We start from the raw sequence: 16,474 nt of genomic DNA, 5'->3' as shown, positions 1-16,474 counted from the left end.
CTCATCGTTCCTCCTCATTCGTTCTCAATTTCTCGGCGGCCCTCAGCTTTGCCGAATGGGCTCTGTGATTTCTCTTTAATTCTTCTTCCGTCGGCAAAATCGGTTTTTTATTTACGAGGCGCAATACCGGATGAAAATCCGGCGGCGCGGGCATCCCCGGCGGAATATCCGGACCTTTGCTGTATTTATTGAAAATCTGTTTGCAAATCCTGTCTTCAAGGGAATGAAACGTGATGGCGACGATGCGGCCGCCGGCGCTCGCCATGGCGATCGCCTGTTCCAACGATTCTTCAAAGGCGGTCAATTCATCATTGACGGCAATGCGCAACGCTTGAAAAACCCGCTTGGCGGGATGTCCGCCTTTGCGGCGGGCGGCGTGCGGGATCGCATCCTTGATGATTTCGACGAGCGCCCCCGTCGACGCGATCCGTTCTTTCGCGCGCACCGCTTCGATTTTTCGCGCGATCGCTTTTGAGAACCTTTCTTCTCCGTATTTAAAAAAAATGCTGACAAGCTTTTCATACGGCCATTCATTGACGATGTCGGCCGCCGTCAACGGAGCATCGGGATTCATCCGCATATCAAGGGGGCCGTCGAAGCGGTAGCTGAATCCGCGCTCCGACCGATCAAATTGGGGAGAGGAAACCCCCAAATCGTACAAGACGCCGTCGACGCGGTCGACGCCGCGCGCGTTCAACTCCTCGCGTAAATGGCGGAAGTTTCGGGGAATGATGGTGAGACGTTCTTGAAAAGGCTTGAGGCGTTCGGCGGCCGCCCGGCGCGCTTCCGGATCCTGATCGAAAGCGTAAAGCCTGCCGGTTGTCAGGCGTTCCAAGATCGCCTCGCTGTGCCCGCCGCCTCCAAGCGTGCAATCGACGTAAACCCCGTCGGGTTTGATGTTTAAAGCCTCGATCGCCTCGTTTTTCAGGACGCTTTCATGTTCAAACATAGCCGTAAAAACCTTTCCGATTAGAGGTCAAAGTCGAGCAGGCTTTCGGCGATTTCACCAAACGATGCTTCCGAAGCCTCGTAATAGCTTTCCCAAATCGATTTGTTCCAAATCTCGATTCGATTCGACACGCCGATGATGACGCATTCTTTTTCTAATTTGGCGTATTCCCGCAGAGGGGGGGAGATGTTCACGCGCCCTTGCTTGTCCAGTTGCGATTCCGATGCACCCGAAAAGAAAAAACGGGTAAAGGCGCGCGCATCTTTCTTGGTGAAGGGGAGGGCTTTAAGTTTTTGTTCCAATTGCTTCCATTCATCCATGGGGTAACCGAACACACACTGATCCAACCCCCGCGTCAAAACGAAGGTTTGACCGAGTTCCTCGCGAAATTTCGAAGGAATGATGATCCTTCCTTTTTCATCGATGGTATGTTGGTATTCCCCCATGAACATGGCCCGTGCCCCTCTTTCTAACCCTACTTTACCACAATGCCCCACTTTCCACCACTCTATTTTTTTATTTCTCCTCAATAAAAAAAATCCTGCCCGGAAGGCAAGATTTTTTTAAAAAATTTGTCTGTTTTTGCCGGTGCGCCGAACGATACGACACGGCACCATTCGCTACAATTCGACGACGGCGTGGCAGCCGTCAAACGGCTCGAGATCCAGAGCAACGAGGCGGTCGACGAGATCCCGGCCCCAATAATTAATAAAGTAATAGATGTTCCACACCCGCTCCTGGGGACGACGGTTCGGCAACAGCGCCGCCTCGACGCGATCAAATTTCGAAAGTTCGGTGGCGTGGCGAAGGCGCAGTTCGCGATCGATCGCCTTTTTCATAAAATTTAATTGCTCTTCGATCAACCGCCAATTCTTTTCGCGAATCCGTTCAAGCGCGGGACTGACCGCGCCGGCGAGTTCCCCGAGCGGGTGGTAAGCCGTTCGGACCGCTTCCACAACCGACTGATGGATCGCGTCGACATCCCAATCGTGCTGGCTGCGAAGCCACTCTTCTTTCCGCGTGCTCAGGCCGCCGGTCAACGCTTCGCGGATCGCGACGGCTTTTTCATCCAGCCAGCGCTTCGTTCGGCGGTCGATCATGGTGATCCGTTTGCGCGGAACGACGGGCGGCATGACGAGCCCGACGGCGCGAAACGCCCCTTTCAGCGCCGCCCAATAGGCGATTTCTCCGGGCCCGCCGATAAAGGCGACGGTCGGCAACAGCATTTCCTGCATGAGCGGCCGCGTCACGACGTTATTGCTCAGTCGTTCCGGACGGGTTTCGGCGAGAGCGAAAAGCTCTTCACGGCTGATCCTGACGCCTTTGCTCTCGTTGGCGAAGGCGCCCGACTCCGCCCGGTCCAGCAAAATGCGTTCACCCTGCTCATTATGATAGAACAAGTTGGCGCTCGTCGGGCGCTGATCAAGGGGGGAGCCGTAGCCCTCGGCTTTCAATAACGAAAGCTGTTCCATCACGTTGGCGCAAATCGCTTCGCTCTGCTCAATGAGCTTCCTGAAATATGGCGCCTCTAACCGGCGCAACGCGGGATCGCCGGAGTCCAACAAGACAAGCCCTTGGTCGCCGAACAAATCGTGGAGCAGTTGGGCGAAGAAAGCGACCAACGTGTCGGATTGAGCCGCCTTGCGGAGCAGATCGTCCACGAGCGGGCGGGTGTGTGCGGTTTCACCGTAGGCTTGAAAGACGGCCTCGACCCAACGGCCGAGTTGTTTCCTGTCGACGACAAGGCGCGAAATCGACGTTTGGCCGGCATCGGGATGGCGGAAGTCGATCTTTCGGATTCGGCCCTGTTCGAAGACGTGGACGTGATTGACTTCGGCAAAATCGTGATCCTCGCCGGCAATCCAAAAGACCGGGATGACCGGAACGCCGAGAGTGGTTTCCAAATGGCGGGCGACTTGGACGATCGACAGACACTTATGTATGGTGTAAGCCGGGCCCGTGAGCAAACCGGCTTGCTGGCCGCCGACGACGACCACCGCCCGTTTGTCCCTTAAGCGTTCAATGTTGGCCAAAACGTTTGTGGGCGCGCCGTATTTCCGATTGAAAGCGGCCAGATACTCGACGAGCGCTTCCCGTTGAAAGTCGTATTTGCGGATATCGTTCAGACGTTCCCGATAGATTTCCGGATTTTTGTAATCATATTCAAAATACGCGGAGAGCCGTTCAAAATGGTGGACGTAATCGTTCATGAGCTTGGAGGGTTCGGGAAGATCCAGCTTTTTTATCTCCATGACCTTCTTCCTCTCTCTGTAGTCGCTTTTTGAGTATAACAAATTTGCGGCCGTACCCCAATCGCAGTGCTCAAATCAGGAATGGTCATCGCCTCCCTCTCTCCAAACCCGAGATGCTGTGATAAAGAAAATCGATGAGCGTCAGCTTTTCGCCGCGCGCTTCGGCGACGGCGAGCGCCTCGCCCAATATCGCATCGATTTCCGTTTTTCTGCCGGCCTCGATGTCTTGCAGCATGGACGAGCGATTGTCCCGCGTCTGCCGGCAGATCGCGGTAAGGCGGCGCCATGCCGCCTCGCGATCGCCCACATCGATGACGCGAACCGCTTCGTCGAAGACGTTGCGCATTGCACGCCGTAAAGGCTCGTTATCGAGCAAAGCCCCATTCGGGACGCGATATAAGGCCGTCAACGGATTGATGACCGCGTTGGCCAGCCATTTTTGGTTCACGATTTCCCGCCAATCGTCCGCCGGGACAAACGGGAAGGACGCGTCATGAAACAACGGATCTAACAGTGAGAGGCGGCCGCGGACGGCGGCGACCAAGATGCGGCCGCTGCCGCGATGGACGACCGTCGTGTCCGAGCGCTTCCAAGCGCCGTGTTCGACGATGCCGACGTACAAATTTTCATAATCAAGCCGGTCGAACAGACGGAGATGGCCGGCGCCGTTTTGCAAAAACATGAGCGCTTGATCCGGACGGACGGGCCGTTCGCGCTTTTCCAAAAGGGCGGGCAATTGGTGTTGTTTCACGGCCAGAAGGATGACGTCGTCTTCCCACGGCTCATCGGACAAGGCGACGCGGAAGCCGCGAATCCTTCCCGGCCCGTTTTCGACGGTGAGGCCCTCTTCCGCCAACAGCCGCTTTTGCGCATTGCGGCGGACGTATAGAGTGACCGGAAACCGCAAGCTCAAATATCCCGCGATCAAAAGGCCGACGGCTCCCCCGCCAATCACGCCGATTTTCATCATTCTCCGCCTCCTTTTTCGATAACATGTTACTGTGAAAGCGGACGGCTTGCAATTCCGAGCCCAAGCCGGTCAGCCTCTCGTTCGTTGACAAAAAGAACGCCTCGCCGGGCGAGACGATTCAGACGGGATAGACGGGATGTTTTTTTTCGGCGAACGCCGTCTCTTTGGTTTCATAGAGTTCAAAACGGCGGATCAGCTCTTCGCGCAAATCATGGCCTGGGACGATGTCATCGACGATCAATTCGGAAGCCAATTTATAGATATCAATGGTTTTCTGGTATTCCGCTTGTTTTTCCTGAACGAAACGTAGGCGTTCCCGCGGATCTTCAATTTCCGCGATCTTGTTGGAATACACGGCATTCACCGCCGCCTCCGGCCCCATGACCGCAATCTGGGCGGTCGGGAGCGCGAGGCAACAATCCGGTTCGAACGCGGGCCCGGCCATCGCATACAATCCAGCGCCATAAGCTTTGCGGACGATGACCGAGATTTTCGGAACCGTGGCTTCGCTGACGGCGGCGATCAATTTGGCGCCGTGGCGGATGATGCCCGCGCGTTCCACCTTTGTCCCGATCATGAAGCCCGGGACATCGGCCAAAAACAGCAGAGGGATGTTGAACGCGTCGCAAAGGTGGATGAAGCGCGCTCCTTTGTCTGCGGAATCGACGAACAAAACCCCGCCCTTCACCTTCGGTTGATTGGCGACGATGCCGATGACTTTTCCGCCGAGCCGGGCGAAACCCGTGATCAATTCGGGCGCGAACAATTTTTTGATCTCATAAAAGCTGCCTTCGTCGACGAGCGCGTCGATCAGCTCATACATGTCAAACGGCACGTTTTGGTGCTCCGGAACGATCGCGCTGATGGGGCGCCCTGCTTTCGGCGGCTTCGGCACCGCCGCCTTCGGTTTTTCTTTATAATATCGGGGAAAATACGACAAATAACGGCGAAACGAAGCGATCGCCTCTTCTTCATCGCGGGCGAGCACGTCTCCGGAACCGCTCACGGTGCAGTGCATGCGGGCGCCGCCCATTTCTTCGAGGCTGACTTTCTCGCCGATCACCTTTTCCGCCATCCGCGGCGAACCGAGGTACATGGAACTGTTGCCGTCGACCATGATGACGATGTCGCAAAATGCCGGAATGTAAGCGCCGCCGGCCGCCGACGGGCCAAAGAGGAGGCAGACTTGCGGCACCATGCCGGACATTTTGACCTGATTGTAAAAAATCCTTCCGGCGCCGCGACGGTTCGGGAACATCTCCACCTGATCCGTGATGCGGGCCCCGGCGGAATCGACGAGGTAAACCATCGGCACCTTCAATTTCTGAGCCGTCTCTTGAATTCGGATGATTTTTTCGACCGTGCGCGCCCCCCAAGAACCGGCTTTGACCGTCGCGTCGTTCGCCATGACGCACACCGTCTGTCCGCCGACTTTGCCGACGGCGGTGACGACGCCGTCAGCCGGCAGATCGCCGGCTTCGTAATTCGCGAAACGCCCGTCTTCGATCCGGTAAGCCCCGGGGTCAAAAAGGGCTTCCAACCGCTTGCGGACAAACATTTTACGGTTTTCTTTCAGCTTTTGGTGGTATTTTTCGGCGCCGCCGGCTTCGATTTTTTCAATGGCAGCGGCGAGCCGCCGTTCCAATGCATTGTCCATATTTTCCCTCCTCGCCATATTCCGCGTAGAATCGGACGCCGGGCCGTGTTCGGGACCGGCTCAGGCGCCCCGATGACGCCCTTTCGGCACGCGCAGCGGCGCGCCGTTGCCACGGATCAGACGCCGCTTCTTATACAAGCACGATGAGGGGGTCCCCCTCGTTGACGAAATCGCCCGCTGCCGCTTTGATCTCGGCGACCGTTCCATCCGCCCCGCTTTCGATCGGGATTTCCATCTTCATCGATTCCAGAACGGCCACTTGATCGCCGGCTTTGACTTCATCGCCTTTTTTCACCAAAACGCTCAGCAGCGTACCCGCCATCGGCGCTTCAATGTGTCTCATGGTCACTTCTCCTTTGCCATGCGATTTAACAGTGAGGTATCGTATTGCCCCGCGACAAAGCGCGGATCGCTCAACAACTTGAGATGCAACGCTTGGTTCGTTTTGATGCCCCGGATCGTCATCCCAGTGAAAAAACGGCGCGCTTTCTGTAGAACAGCAGCGCGGTCCGGGGCATGGACGATGACCTTGGCGATCATCGGATCGTAAAACGGAGGGACCGGGCTGCCGGCGGCATAACCCGTGTCGACGCGGACGCCTTCGATGTCGGGGCACGCCCACGCTTCGATCGTGCCCGGCGACGGATAAAACGTTTCCGGGTCTTCGGCATAAAGTCGGAATTCCACGGCCGCTCCTCGGGGACGGATGTCGTCTTGCCCAAGCGACAACGGTTGGCCGTCGGCCACGGCGACTTGCCATTCGACAAGATCCAATCCGGTGATCGCTTCAGTGACGGGATGCTCCACTTGGAGGCGGGTGTTCATTTCCAAGAAATAGAATTTTTCATCGGCATCGACGATAAACTCCACCGTTCCGGCATTATGGTATCGAACCGCCCGAGCCGCACGAACGGCAGCTTGCGTGATGGCGCGCCGCGTCGCTTCAGAGAGAGACGGCGCGGGCGCTTCTTCCACCACCTTTTGATGGCGCCGCTGCACCGAGCACTCCCGTTCAAACAGATGGATGACCCGACCGCTTTTGTCGCCGAAAATTTGCACCTCTATATGGCGGCCGCCTTCGATCGCTTTCTCGATGAACAAGGCGGCGTTTCCAAAATACGTTTTTGCCCGCGTTTGCGTCGAGACAAACGCCCGTTCGAGCGCCTCGCGGTCCGCGCACCGCACCATGCCGATGCCCCCGCCGCCCGCCGCCGCTTTCAACATGACCGGATAGCCGACCCGATCGGCGACGGCAGCCGCTTCGTCCGGCGTCGTCACGGGATGGTCGCTCCCCGGAACGACGGGCACGCCGGCCGCCTTCATATGCGCTCGCGCCGCAATCTTGTCGCCCATGAGCCGGACGGCTTCGGCATCCGGACCGATGAAAACGAGCCCCGCTTCTTCAACGGCGCGGACGAACGCCGGATTCTCAGACAAAAATCCGTAACCGGGATGGACCGCATCGCATCCGGTCGCCTTGGCCGCCTCGATCAAAGCGTCGATTTTCATATAAGACTTCGCCGCGGGCGGCTCGCCGATTCTGCGCGCGACCGTTGCCTGTTCGAGATAGGGAAGATCGCGGTCGGCGTCGGAATAGACGGCAACCGTTTCAATGCCCAGGCGGCGGCACGTTTTGATGATTCGGGCCGCGATTTCCCCGCGATTGGCAATCAAAACCCTTTTCAAAGTTTCCCTCCTCTTTTTCGATGCTCCGGCACAAGCGGCGCCAGATCACCCCCGTTTGATGATGAATGGACATGAAAGTAAACGCTTACATTTATAGTTATATTAACAAACTTCGCCTCCTCATTCAAAAGCCTTTTGCACCTATTCTTCTCCGAATGGATCTTTCTATGTTCGATCGGCATTTTCCCTTAGTTTATATTATAATAATAAGGGAAACAATCCGATTTTTATCTATCGACCGAAAAAGGGGGCAAAACGCATGAACGAATATAAAGTGGAGCGCCTGAAAATAAACTTCAAAACCCTAGAAGAATTCGAAAAGTTCCGCGAATACGGCGCCCAAGAATTGTCGATGCTGGAAGACTTAGAGGCCAACATCATCGAAAACGACAGCGATTCGCCATTTTACGGCATCTATTATGGCGATAAATTGGTGGCGCGCATGAGCCTCTACCGCATCGACAAGAAATACGACCGCTATTTTGATCCGCCCCAAGATTATCTAGAGCTATGGAAATTGGAAGTCTTGCCGATGTACCAAGGCAAAGGGTACGGCAAGGCTCTCGTCGACTTCGCGAAAAGTTTTAATTTGCCGATCAAAACGAACGCGCGCCAACAATCCCATGGCTTCTGGGAGAAGATGGGCTTTGAACCGGTCACATATAACGTGGAACGCGACCGCGGCGAAAATCCTTACGTCTGGTTCCCGAAAGGGGTTAAAGAACGGGCGCTGAAGTGACCCGGCTCCGCTGCGGTGGCGCAAAGGATTTTTTCTGAAATCATAAGGCCTGTACTACCGCTTCACCCCCGCCCTGGCGAACGCCCGCCGGTTGCGATGGCCTTTCATGATTAAACGTCGAAGGAGACGGCAAGCAAAAAAGTCCCGACAAAAATGGGACTTTTTTTGCTGCCGCACCGATGCCGCGGCTCGGGCGGTTCGGTTGCGGACGCGGCCTTCGCCTCCATAAAACGCCGACCAATCGTTTGGCATTCAGATTTCTCTTTCGTCTGGACTTCACGATTCATCCGCCTCATGGGCCATCACCGCAACGGGGAGTTCCTCGTTTTCGTCGGCGGGCTCTTCACCCGGCGCGGCCGCCCATTTGCGCGCCCTTTCCATAATGGACAGCAACGCTTGGTATTCTCTCTTTATCGTCTCGTAATCACTCTGTACCTTCTCAAATGCTTTTTCGGCGGTCAAGCGCTTTTCTTTTTCAAGCTTGACCTCTTGGCTGAGCCGTTCGTTTTCCTCGCGCAGGCGAAGCAGTTCCGCCTCTTCGCTCTTGAGCTTTTCAAGGTAGCGAATGACGGCTTTGATGTCTATGCGCCATTCCGCTTGCGCGGCGTTCGCGTCGTTCGCCGCGGCGATCTGTCCGCTTTTTGCTTCCTCCCTTTTTTTCTTCCTACCGGATTTCTTGCGGGCCAACACTTCTTTCCGCTGCTTTTTGGCGAGAGCGATCGCGGCTTCATATTTTTTGCGGACGAGAGAATTCCAGCGAAACCCGCAGGCGGCCGCCGTCCGGGAAAGCTTTTTTCCGACTTCCTCAAAAGCGGCGAGCTGGGTGCTCCCTTCCCGAATATGGCGCAAGACGGTTTCGGACAGAATCAGATCTTCCTCTTCGGTCCAGGCATCTTGGCGGACATTGGACATAGAATCCCTCCAATCAATATCTTTGCCATATAATATGCGTTTGCTAGGAAAGATAGACTTGATATTCTATCAGGCTTTGGAGGGCGTCCCGCCCGAGAAGGCTCTCTCGTCGCATGCTTTCAGGCAAAAACTAAAGGGGAGCTCTTCGCTCCCCTTGTTGCCAATCGCATTATTTTTCAATAACCGTTTTTCCTTTATACGAACCGCATGACGGGCAAACGCGGTGAGACAGTTTGTATTCTCCGCAGTTGTCGCATTGCACCATGCCCGGAACGCGCAGTTTGAAATGCGTGCGGCGTTTGTCCCGGCGCGTTGAAGAGACTCTTTGTTTTGGTACCGCCATGTTTCCCACCTCCTTGGCGTCATTCGTTAAACCATTCTTTCAGCTTTTCGAAACGCGGATCGATCGACGGTTTCCTTTCCGGTGCGTTAATGAGCTGCCATCCCGGCCCGTTCAAATCCGTGCGATTTTTTGCCTCTTCGCTGACGACGCGCATCGGTTTTTCCACCAAGATCGCTTCTTCAACGGCCGGCAATAAATCGACGGTTTGGCCTTCGACATGATGGACGTTTTCTTCCCCTTCCGCTTCCGGCGCCGAATGACCGCCAAAACGAAAGATCTCGGTCGTCTCGATGCGAAACGGATAATCGACATCGACGAGCGTCAATGCGCAAGGCAAGGTCATCCTCCCGGTCACGGTGAGGAAAAACGTCACGGCGTTGCGATCCACGTCCGCGCGGCCCGTCACCCGAACCGGCGTCACCTTCCGGATCTCCGCGTCCCTTTTTTTCAATTCGTCAACCGTTACGGTGGCGTCAAAACTGAAACCGCCTTTTTGGTGCTCCAAAAGTTCCGGAATCGACCATTTAAGTGTCATTGGCGAACACCTCAAAACAACAAGTGTATTATAGATGACGCTGAAAAGATTGTCAATATGACGCCCTTTACAGCGAGCGGGCGACACCTTATGCTTTATAGTAAAAACGCCTAACCGAGAGGGGGATGTGCCGTTGCGCGCCGCGGGCATCATCGTCGAATACAATCCGTTTCACAACGGTCATTTATATCATTTACAACAAACGAAAAAACAAACGCAGGCCGATATCGTCATCGCCGTGATGAGCGGTGATTTTCTCCAAAGAGGCGAACCCGCTCTCCTGTCCAAATGGACAAGGACGGCGCTCGCTCTGAAAGCGGGCGTCGATCTCGTGGTGGAGTTGCCTTACGCGTACGCCACGCAAAAAGCCGAGGTATTCGCCTGGGGCGCCGTTTGCATCCTCGCTGACTTGGGAGTGACCGACATCGTTTTCGGGAGCGAAGCCGGCGACATCGAACCGTTTCACCGGACCGTGCGCGCCATGGAAAGCCGCAAAGCGGCATTCGACCGCGCCGTCAAAGCCCATACCGCCCTGGGCGTCAGTTATCCGAAAGCGGCCAGCTTTGCGTTTCGCGATCTCGGCTTGTCGGGGGAGGAATACATCGACCTTTCACAGCCGAACAACATTCTCGGCTATCATTACGTCGATGCGGTCCGGCGGCTTGGACGGCCGATCCGAACGGCGACCGTCAAACGCCTAAAAGCGGATTACCACGACAACGACATTCGCGATGACCGCATCGCAAGCGCGACGGCCATTCGCCAAGCGCTTTTTGCCGGATCAGCCCGCCGCGAAGAGCTCCGCCGCCTCGTGCCGCCATACACCGCAGACGCCTTGTTTGCAGCCCAGGACAACGGAACGCTGCGGAGCTGGGAGGATTATTTTCCCTTTTTAAAATATCGGCTCTTGACCGCCAGGCACCAGGAGCTTTCCGCCATTTATGAAGCCGAGGAAGGTTTGGAAAACCGGCTCAAGGCGTTCGCTCTCCGCGCCGCGAATTTTAAAGAATGGATGGAGCTGATCAAAACCAAGCGCTACACGTGGACGCGTCTCCAAAGATTGGCGACGCACGTCTTAACAGGCGCAACGAAAGAAGAAATGGCCGGGGCGGGCCGCTTTCAGAAACCGCCGTACATCCGCCTGCTCGGCATGAACGGCAAAGGCCAAAAGTACTTGAACCGCATAAAAAAAGACTTGAAGGTCCCCATCATCACGAAAATCGCAAGCAGCCGCTCACCGGTCGCCGCCCTGGACGAACGCGCCGCCCTCTGCTACCGGCTCATCAAGCCGTCCGATGACCGCGACGATTTCGACCGCTCACCCGTCCGTTACGATGAGGCGAGCGGACGAACGCTTTAATCGGCAAAACCCGCCGCATGTTATGCGCCAAAAACGGGCCGCCATTTGACAAAAAACCAACCGCCGTACGGCGGTCAGTTTTTCGGTTTCAGCGATCGCAAATAGCGGACGGCATCGTCAAAAGTCTTGACCGGAACGATCTTCATGTCGGAGCCGATGTCACGCGCGGCGGCGCGCGCATCGTCCGCCTCGTGCTTGGCGACGGGCGCGAAGAAAATCTCCGCTCCCGCCCGGTCGGCGGCAACCACCTTTTGTTTAATGCCGCCGATCGGGCCGACATTTCCGTTGAAGTCGATCGTACCCGTCCCGCATATATCGTATCCCTTGGACAAGTCCTCAGGCGTCAATTGCTCATAAATTTCAAGAGACATCATCAAACCGGCCGAAGGGCCTCCGATCCCGCCCGTGTTGAAGCGGACCGGCGGAGCGGCGTCAAGGTCGATGGCTTCTGCCTGTAAAATCCCTAGGCCGACTTTATGGTCCGTTCCCGCGGGCAGCCAATCTTTCGGAAACGGCGCCGTTTCCGTCTCGACGTCCAGGCGCTTACCGTTCCGATTCACCGTCAAATCGATCCGCTCGCCCGCCTTCGCATTTTTCAAGGCATTTTGCAAATCCTTTATCGTCCGAACGGTGCGCCCGTTCGCGGAAACGATGATATCCCCGGCCCTCAGGACGCGGGCGGCCAGCATTTTCGAATGGACGTTGACGATGAGAACGCCGCGATGTTCGAGCTTCGGGTTCTTCCCAGCCGCTTTATAGGCGACGTAAGTGGAAGCGATTTGCGACGTTTTCATATAATTTAATTGGCGAACGTTCATTTCGGTTTTACTCTCGTCGGGATACGCCACTTGATCAGCTTTTAAAACTTGCGTATACGGATTGAAGTCCATCTTCGCCCGGAGGAACTGCCAAACGTTCGCTCTGCCTTCCAACACGGTCACTAAACGAAACGACCCGCTTTCCTTGTATCCATTCTTCACCTTCACCATCGGAGCCAACCGATCGGCACTCCCCGGCTGGGTGACATAATACGGCAGCTGGATGAGATTTCCGGCGATCGCCGCCATCAGGAGAATGACGGCGATCACATAAACGGATTTTCTGCGGCCCTTTTGCAAATATTAACGCTCCTTCCATGCATCGATCAGTCGTCGGATATCCCGCAATCGTCGGCGGGCGGATTCTTCGCCCATTTTAATGAGTTGATCGAGATCGTTGTAAACCTTGGCCTGTTTGTCGACAACATTCGGCTTGATGACGATGTCGGCGCTCATCTCTTGTAACTTAACCAGTTGCTGCTGCATGATGTCAATGCTGCGCATGATGACATCGAAAAAGGAACGGATCACCGCCTTTTCCGCAAAACCGGAAACGTCGACGGCAATGACGATGTCCGCCCCCATTTCCCGGACGACGGAGGACGGCACGCGATCGATGACCCCGCCGTCAACGAGAAGGCGGCCATTCATTTTCAGCGGTTGAAAAATGCCGGGAATCGAAATGCTGGCCCGCACCGCTTTATAGAGCTCGCCTTTCGTGAACACGACGCGTTCGCCGGATATCAAATCGGTCGCGACGACCGCAAGCGGAATCCGGGTGTCTTCAAACCGTTTTTGCCGCGTGATCGCTTTGATGATCGCGGCCGCCTTGCGCCCGGAAATCATCCCGGTCTTGGACGGCGGCCAATCGAGGATCAACCTGCGGCTGAACGCCCTCGCCAGCGCCGTCATGCTCCGCCAATCGTGGCCTACTCCGTATAAAGCAGCGGCGAGCGCCCCGATGCTTGAACCGGCCATAAAATCGATCGGCACGCCTTCTTCTTCAAACGCTTTTAATACCCCGATATGGGCCAAGCCTTTCTCTCCGCCCGAACCGAGCGCCACGCCAATCCTCGGCCTCACGGCTGATCGCTCCCATCTTCCGGCGCCCCCCGATGACGCCATGCGTCCTTTGGTCTAATTCATCTCCGAGCGCGTATATCTATATTCTGAGAGGACAAACCGGGGTCTACTTAAGAATTTATGCTCGTTTTCACGGAGCATGTGCGGAAGACGAACGGAGAGGTGAACCGAAATGTACCGATCAATCATCAAAACCATGGTTTTGGCAGGCTCCGCTCTCCTCATCGCGATCAGCCTCGTCTATTTTCCGGAACCGGCCGTGGACGCGGCGATCTCCGGGCTCAAACTATGGTGGAACATCGTCTTTCCGTCGCTTTTGCCCTTCTTTATCATCTCGGAACTCCTCATCGGTTTCGGCACGGTGACGTTTATCGGCGTTCTGCTCGAGCCGATCATGCGCCCGATTTTCAAAGTCCCCGGCGTCGGCGCCTTCGTCTTCGCCATGGGCATGTGCTCCGGCTTTCCGGCGGGTGCCAAGATCACCGCCAGGCTCTATGAAGAAAAAAAGATCAGCAAAACGGAAGCGGAGCGCCTGGCCAGTTTCACGAATTTTTCAAACCCCTTGTTCATGTTCGGAGCCGTCGCGGTCGGTTTTTTTCACCGCTCGTCGCTCGGGCTCATCTTTGCTCTCTCCCATTATATAGGAAACGTGTGCGTCGGACTTATTATGCGCTTCTACAAACGCCATGAACACGCTTCGATGCCCGACAATCGAATACAGGCGGGAAGAATCGCCGTGGCGTTTCGCCGCATGCATCGAGAACGGGTGAACAACAAACGGCCGATCGGGCAAATGCTCGGAGACGCCGTGCAGTCCTCCATGTCGACGCTCTTGATGGTCGGCGGATTCATCATCTTGTTTTCCGTTTTCAACAAACTGCTCGATGAAATCGGCGGAATGACGCTCATCGCCGCCGCCTTTTCTCACGGGCTCCATTGGATGGGGATGAGCCCGGAGCTCGGCGAGGCCATTGTGCCGGGCCTGTTTGAAATCACCGTCGGAGCTCAACGCATTAGCGAAACCGGCGCCCCGCTCCCCGAAGCGGTGGCGGCGACCGCATTTATTCTCGGCTTTGGCGGCTTTTCCATTCAGGCCCAAGTTGCGAGCATCCTTTCTCAAGCCAAATTGAGCGCCAAACCTTTCTTTGCCGGACGCTTGTTGCACGGCGTTTTTTCGGCGCTGAGCGCGGGCGTTCTCTACCGATGGCTGGCCGTAAGCGAGGCGTCCGGCGCGCGAACGCTGGCGGTGACCGGACCCGTTTTGTCGGAATGGCCAGCCGCTGCGCCCGAAATGGTGCGAATCGGTTCCTTAATGACTTTAATCGCCCTGGTCGGATACATCCTATTTAAAGCCCGCAGGTATCTTAAAGAAGTTGAAAGGTAAGGCATCATTCCGCTTTGAATTTTAACTTGAGCGCCCGTTCCACCGGCTCCGGAACGAGGTCGGAAACCGATCCGTGGTATTTGGCCACTTCTTTGACGATGCTTGAGCTTAAAAATGAATATTTGTTGCTCGTCATCATAAACAGCGTTTCGATCTGTTCGTCCAATGTTTTGTTGATCGACGTGATTTGCAATTCGTATTCAAAATCCGAGACGGCCCGCAATCCCCTGAGAACCGCGTCCACCTTTCTTTTTTTCGCGTATTCAATCATCAGGCCTTCAAAAGAATCGATCTCGACGTTTGGGATGTCGGCCGTCGATTCCTTGAGCAATTGCACGCGTTCTTCGACGGTAAAAAGCGGTTGGCGTTTTTCGGAATTGTTGAGAACGGCGACGATGACCTTGTCAAAAATCTTCGCCCCCCGCTTGATGATGTCCAGATGTCCCAAAGTGACCGGGTCAAAGCTGCCCGGATACAGTGCAACACTCATGCGTCTCCCCCTATTCGTGGACATAAAAAGATAAGGCGGTATGGCTTTGGTAAGCTTCGGATCTAAAACGCGCGATCCGCTCCGACAGGCGGTCGGGCAGCGCAACGTTCACATCGTGTTCGGCAACGATCAAACCGCCTTCCCGCAAAAGCCCATACCGGACAATTCGGTCGAAATCACGGTCGAACCGCGCTTCTTCATACGGCGGATCGAGAAAAATGAGATCGAAGCGTTCGCCGCGCTGCCCGAGGATGTTTAACGCGCGGCCCGCATCCTTGCGGTACACTTCCGCTTGCTCCGAAAGGCCGCACGCATCGAGATTCCGCCTGATCGTCATGACGGCGGGGCCGTGGCGATCGATGAAAACGGCCCGGTCCATCCCGCGGCTGAGGGCTTCAATTCCCAGCGAACCGCTTCCACCGTACAAGTCGAGCACCTGACCGCCCTCAAAAAATGGACCGATGATGTTGAAGAGCGTTTCCTTGACCCGATCCGTCGTCGGCCTCGTCGTTCGACCGGGTACCGCTTTAAGCGCACGGCCTTTGCATTTGCCGGCAATGACTCTCATGCTTCGACACCTCAAAACCGTTTTTCGCTTACATCCTACCATAAAGTTGACCGATAAAAAAATCCAGCGCTTTCGCTTACCGGCTTGGGGATGTATAGCGTCTGATCCTTTCGGCCATAATAAAAATAACAACATCGCAATGATGTTGTTCCAACCGCGGAGACTTACGTTTCCCCATAAGTTTTTCCGCCGGTTTCTCCTCTCCCATTGTCTTGGCATACGGGATGTATGCGTCGAGACACCCGCAGGTTCATCCTGCGGGATCTTCTTTTTTGCGGAGCTATGCGCCCCAACGCCGTTTGGCATCGCCGGCCGCCTGGACCGTTCACAAAACGCGTTTTCGTGTTTTATTAGAAACCCCTCTAGTCGTCGAACGCCTCATCCGTAGCACGGTCGGACATGGCGCTTTCAAAGGAGCTCGTCTTCCTCCCGCCGGCGCTCCGTTTTATGCTTTTTTTGATAACGGTTGTCCAGTTCTTTCAAGTGGGACAAGTCCACCCGTTTGGTAAACCGCTGTTTCGCCAAGCGCTCCATCACGGCATCCCGTTTGTCCGCATCGCAATAAAGAATCGCATAGCGCATTTTTTTCGATACATAGTGCACATTGCCATATTTTTTCAATGCCTTCGCGTGTCTTGTATGATGAAGCCAGACGATCAAACCGGCACGTCCAGATGCCATTTCCATTCTCTCCATTGTCAGCGTTTTCACTGCAATGCCAGTCTATC

18 protein-coding genes are annotated in these 16,474 nt (G+C 55.5%); 3 read left to right on the top strand and 15 right to left on the bottom strand.

What is annotated here, in order from left to right; genetic code table 11:
* Window position 1 precedes the first annotated feature (1 nt).
* The 7 genes from rsmH to CCB157_RS03165 form a co-directional block, all read right to left on the bottom strand.
* Window positions 2-949 (bottom strand): 16S rRNA (cytosine(1402)-N(4))-methyltransferase RsmH, encoded by a 948-nt coding sequence (gene rsmH, locus CCB157_RS03195; RefSeq protein ID WP_077614482.1) that lies wholly within the window; start codon window positions 947-949, stop codon window positions 2-4.
* A gap of 20 nt (window positions 950-969) precedes the next feature.
* Entirely contained in the window at window positions 970-1,401 is a 432-nt protein-coding gene (gene mraZ / locus CCB157_RS03190; protein WP_077614481.1) for a division/cell wall cluster transcriptional repressor MraZ, read from the bottom strand.
* A gap of 168 nt (window positions 1,402-1,569) precedes the next feature.
* Window positions 1,570-3,201 carry a bacillithiol biosynthesis cysteine-adding enzyme BshC gene (gene bshC / locus CCB157_RS03185; protein ID WP_077614480.1) on the bottom strand — a complete coding sequence of 544 codons (1,632 nt, stop codon included), beginning with the start codon at window positions 3,199-3,201 and terminating at the stop codon, window positions 1,570-1,572.
* Window positions 3,202-3,286: 85 nt separating this feature from the next.
* On the bottom strand, window positions 3,287-4,168 hold the full coding sequence (locus CCB157_RS03180) for a 2-dehydropantoate 2-reductase (RefSeq protein WP_158077185.1): 882 nt from the start codon (window positions 4,166-4,168) through the stop codon (window positions 3,287-3,289).
* A gap of 121 nt (window positions 4,169-4,289) precedes the next feature.
* Window positions 4,290-5,828: an acyl-CoA carboxylase subunit beta gene (locus tag CCB157_RS03175; RefSeq protein ID WP_439951302.1), complete on the bottom strand. Its 1,539-nt coding sequence runs from the start codon at window positions 5,826-5,828 to the stop codon at window positions 4,290-4,292.
* 130 nt (window positions 5,829-5,958) lie between these two features.
* The gene (locus tag CCB157_RS03170) at window positions 5,959-6,171 is read right to left on the bottom strand and encodes an acyl-CoA carboxylase biotin carboxyl carrier protein subunit (RefSeq protein ID WP_077614477.1); all 213 of its coding nucleotides are present in this window, start codon (window positions 6,169-6,171) and stop codon (window positions 5,959-5,961) included.
* Between the two features lie 2 nt (window positions 6,172-6,173).
* Entirely contained in the window at window positions 6,174-7,514 is a 1,341-nt protein-coding gene (locus CCB157_RS03165; RefSeq protein WP_077614476.1) for an acetyl-CoA carboxylase biotin carboxylase subunit, read from the bottom strand.
* A 259-nt stretch (window positions 7,515-7,773) separates the two neighbouring features.
* Here CCB157_RS03165 and CCB157_RS03155 point away from each other — a divergent pair, with 259 nt between their 5' ends.
* On the top strand, window positions 7,774-8,253 hold the full coding sequence (locus CCB157_RS03155) for an N-acetyltransferase (RefSeq protein ID WP_077614474.1): 480 nt from the start codon (window positions 7,774-7,776) through the stop codon (window positions 8,251-8,253).
* A gap of 276 nt (window positions 8,254-8,529) precedes the next feature.
* Here the strand turns inward: CCB157_RS03155 and CCB157_RS03150 are convergent, their stop codons facing one another.
* The 3 genes from CCB157_RS03150 to CCB157_RS03140 all read right to left on the bottom strand — a co-directional run bounded on the left by CCB157_RS03150 (window position 8,530) and on the right by CCB157_RS03140 (window position 10,043).
* A complete protein-coding gene (locus CCB157_RS03150) occupies window positions 8,530-9,165 on the bottom strand; it encodes an RsfA family transcriptional regulator (RefSeq protein WP_077614473.1) in 636 nt (211 codons plus the stop codon).
* Window positions 9,166-9,334: 169 nt separating this feature from the next.
* Window positions 9,335-9,508 carry a 50S ribosomal protein L32 gene (gene rpmF, locus CCB157_RS03145; protein ID WP_077614472.1) on the bottom strand — a complete coding sequence of 58 codons (174 nt, stop codon included), beginning with the start codon at window positions 9,506-9,508 and terminating at the stop codon, window positions 9,335-9,337.
* A 19-nt stretch (window positions 9,509-9,527) separates the two neighbouring features.
* Window positions 9,528-10,043: a YceD family protein gene (locus CCB157_RS03140; protein ID WP_158077184.1), complete on the bottom strand. Its 516-nt coding sequence runs from the start codon at window positions 10,041-10,043 to the stop codon at window positions 9,528-9,530.
* 133 nt (window positions 10,044-10,176) lie between these two features.
* On the opposite strand from CCB157_RS03140, the gene CCB157_RS03135 reads away from it, so the two are divergent.
* Window positions 10,177-11,403, top strand: coding sequence for a nucleotidyltransferase (locus tag CCB157_RS03135; protein WP_077614470.1), 1,227 nt, complete (start codon window positions 10,177-10,179; stop codon window positions 11,401-11,403).
* Between the two features lie 74 nt (window positions 11,404-11,477).
* Here CCB157_RS03135 and CCB157_RS03130 read toward each other — a convergent pair whose 3' ends face one another.
* Window positions 11,478-12,521 (bottom strand): SepM family pheromone-processing serine protease, encoded by a 1,044-nt coding sequence (locus CCB157_RS03130; protein WP_077614469.1) that lies wholly within the window; start codon window positions 12,519-12,521, stop codon window positions 11,478-11,480.
* A gap of 3 nt (window positions 12,522-12,524) precedes the next feature.
* Window positions 12,525-13,304: a patatin-like phospholipase family protein gene (locus CCB157_RS03125; protein ID WP_238594575.1), complete on the bottom strand. Its 780-nt coding sequence runs from the start codon at window positions 13,302-13,304 to the stop codon at window positions 12,525-12,527.
* A 172-nt stretch (window positions 13,305-13,476) separates the two neighbouring features.
* On the opposite strand from CCB157_RS03125, the gene spoVV reads away from it, so the two are divergent.
* Window positions 13,477-14,688 carry a dipicolinic acid transporter SpoVV gene (gene spoVV / locus CCB157_RS03120; RefSeq protein WP_077614467.1) on the top strand — a complete coding sequence of 404 codons (1,212 nt, stop codon included), beginning with the start codon at window positions 13,477-13,479 and terminating at the stop codon, window positions 14,686-14,688.
* A gap of 4 nt (window positions 14,689-14,692) precedes the next feature.
* On the opposite strand, the gene coaD is transcribed toward spoVV, so the two are convergent.
* From coaD to CCB157_RS03105, 3 genes are all read right to left on the bottom strand, one after another.
* Entirely contained in the window at window positions 14,693-15,178 is a 486-nt protein-coding gene (coaD, locus tag CCB157_RS03115) for a pantetheine-phosphate adenylyltransferase (RefSeq protein WP_077614466.1), read from the bottom strand.
* Window positions 15,179-15,188: 10 nt separating this feature from the next.
* Window positions 15,189-15,746 (bottom strand): 16S rRNA (guanine(966)-N(2))-methyltransferase RsmD, encoded by a 558-nt coding sequence (rsmD, locus tag CCB157_RS03110; protein ID WP_077614465.1) that lies wholly within the window; start codon window positions 15,744-15,746, stop codon window positions 15,189-15,191.
* A 408-nt stretch (window positions 15,747-16,154) separates the two neighbouring features.
* Window positions 16,155-16,427, bottom strand: coding sequence for a YlbG family protein (locus CCB157_RS03105; protein ID WP_158077183.1), 273 nt, complete (start codon window positions 16,425-16,427; stop codon window positions 16,155-16,157).
* Between the last annotated feature and the right edge of the window lie 47 nt (window positions 16,428-16,474).

The organism is Caenibacillus caldisaponilyticus (assembly GCF_002003465.1).
Taxonomy (GTDB): domain Bacteria; phylum Bacillota; class Bacilli; order Bacillales; family Sporolactobacillaceae; genus Caenibacillus; species Caenibacillus caldisaponilyticus.
Note: the sequence above shows the minus strand (reverse complement) of the source record. Positions and strands in the feature narration are given on the sequence as shown.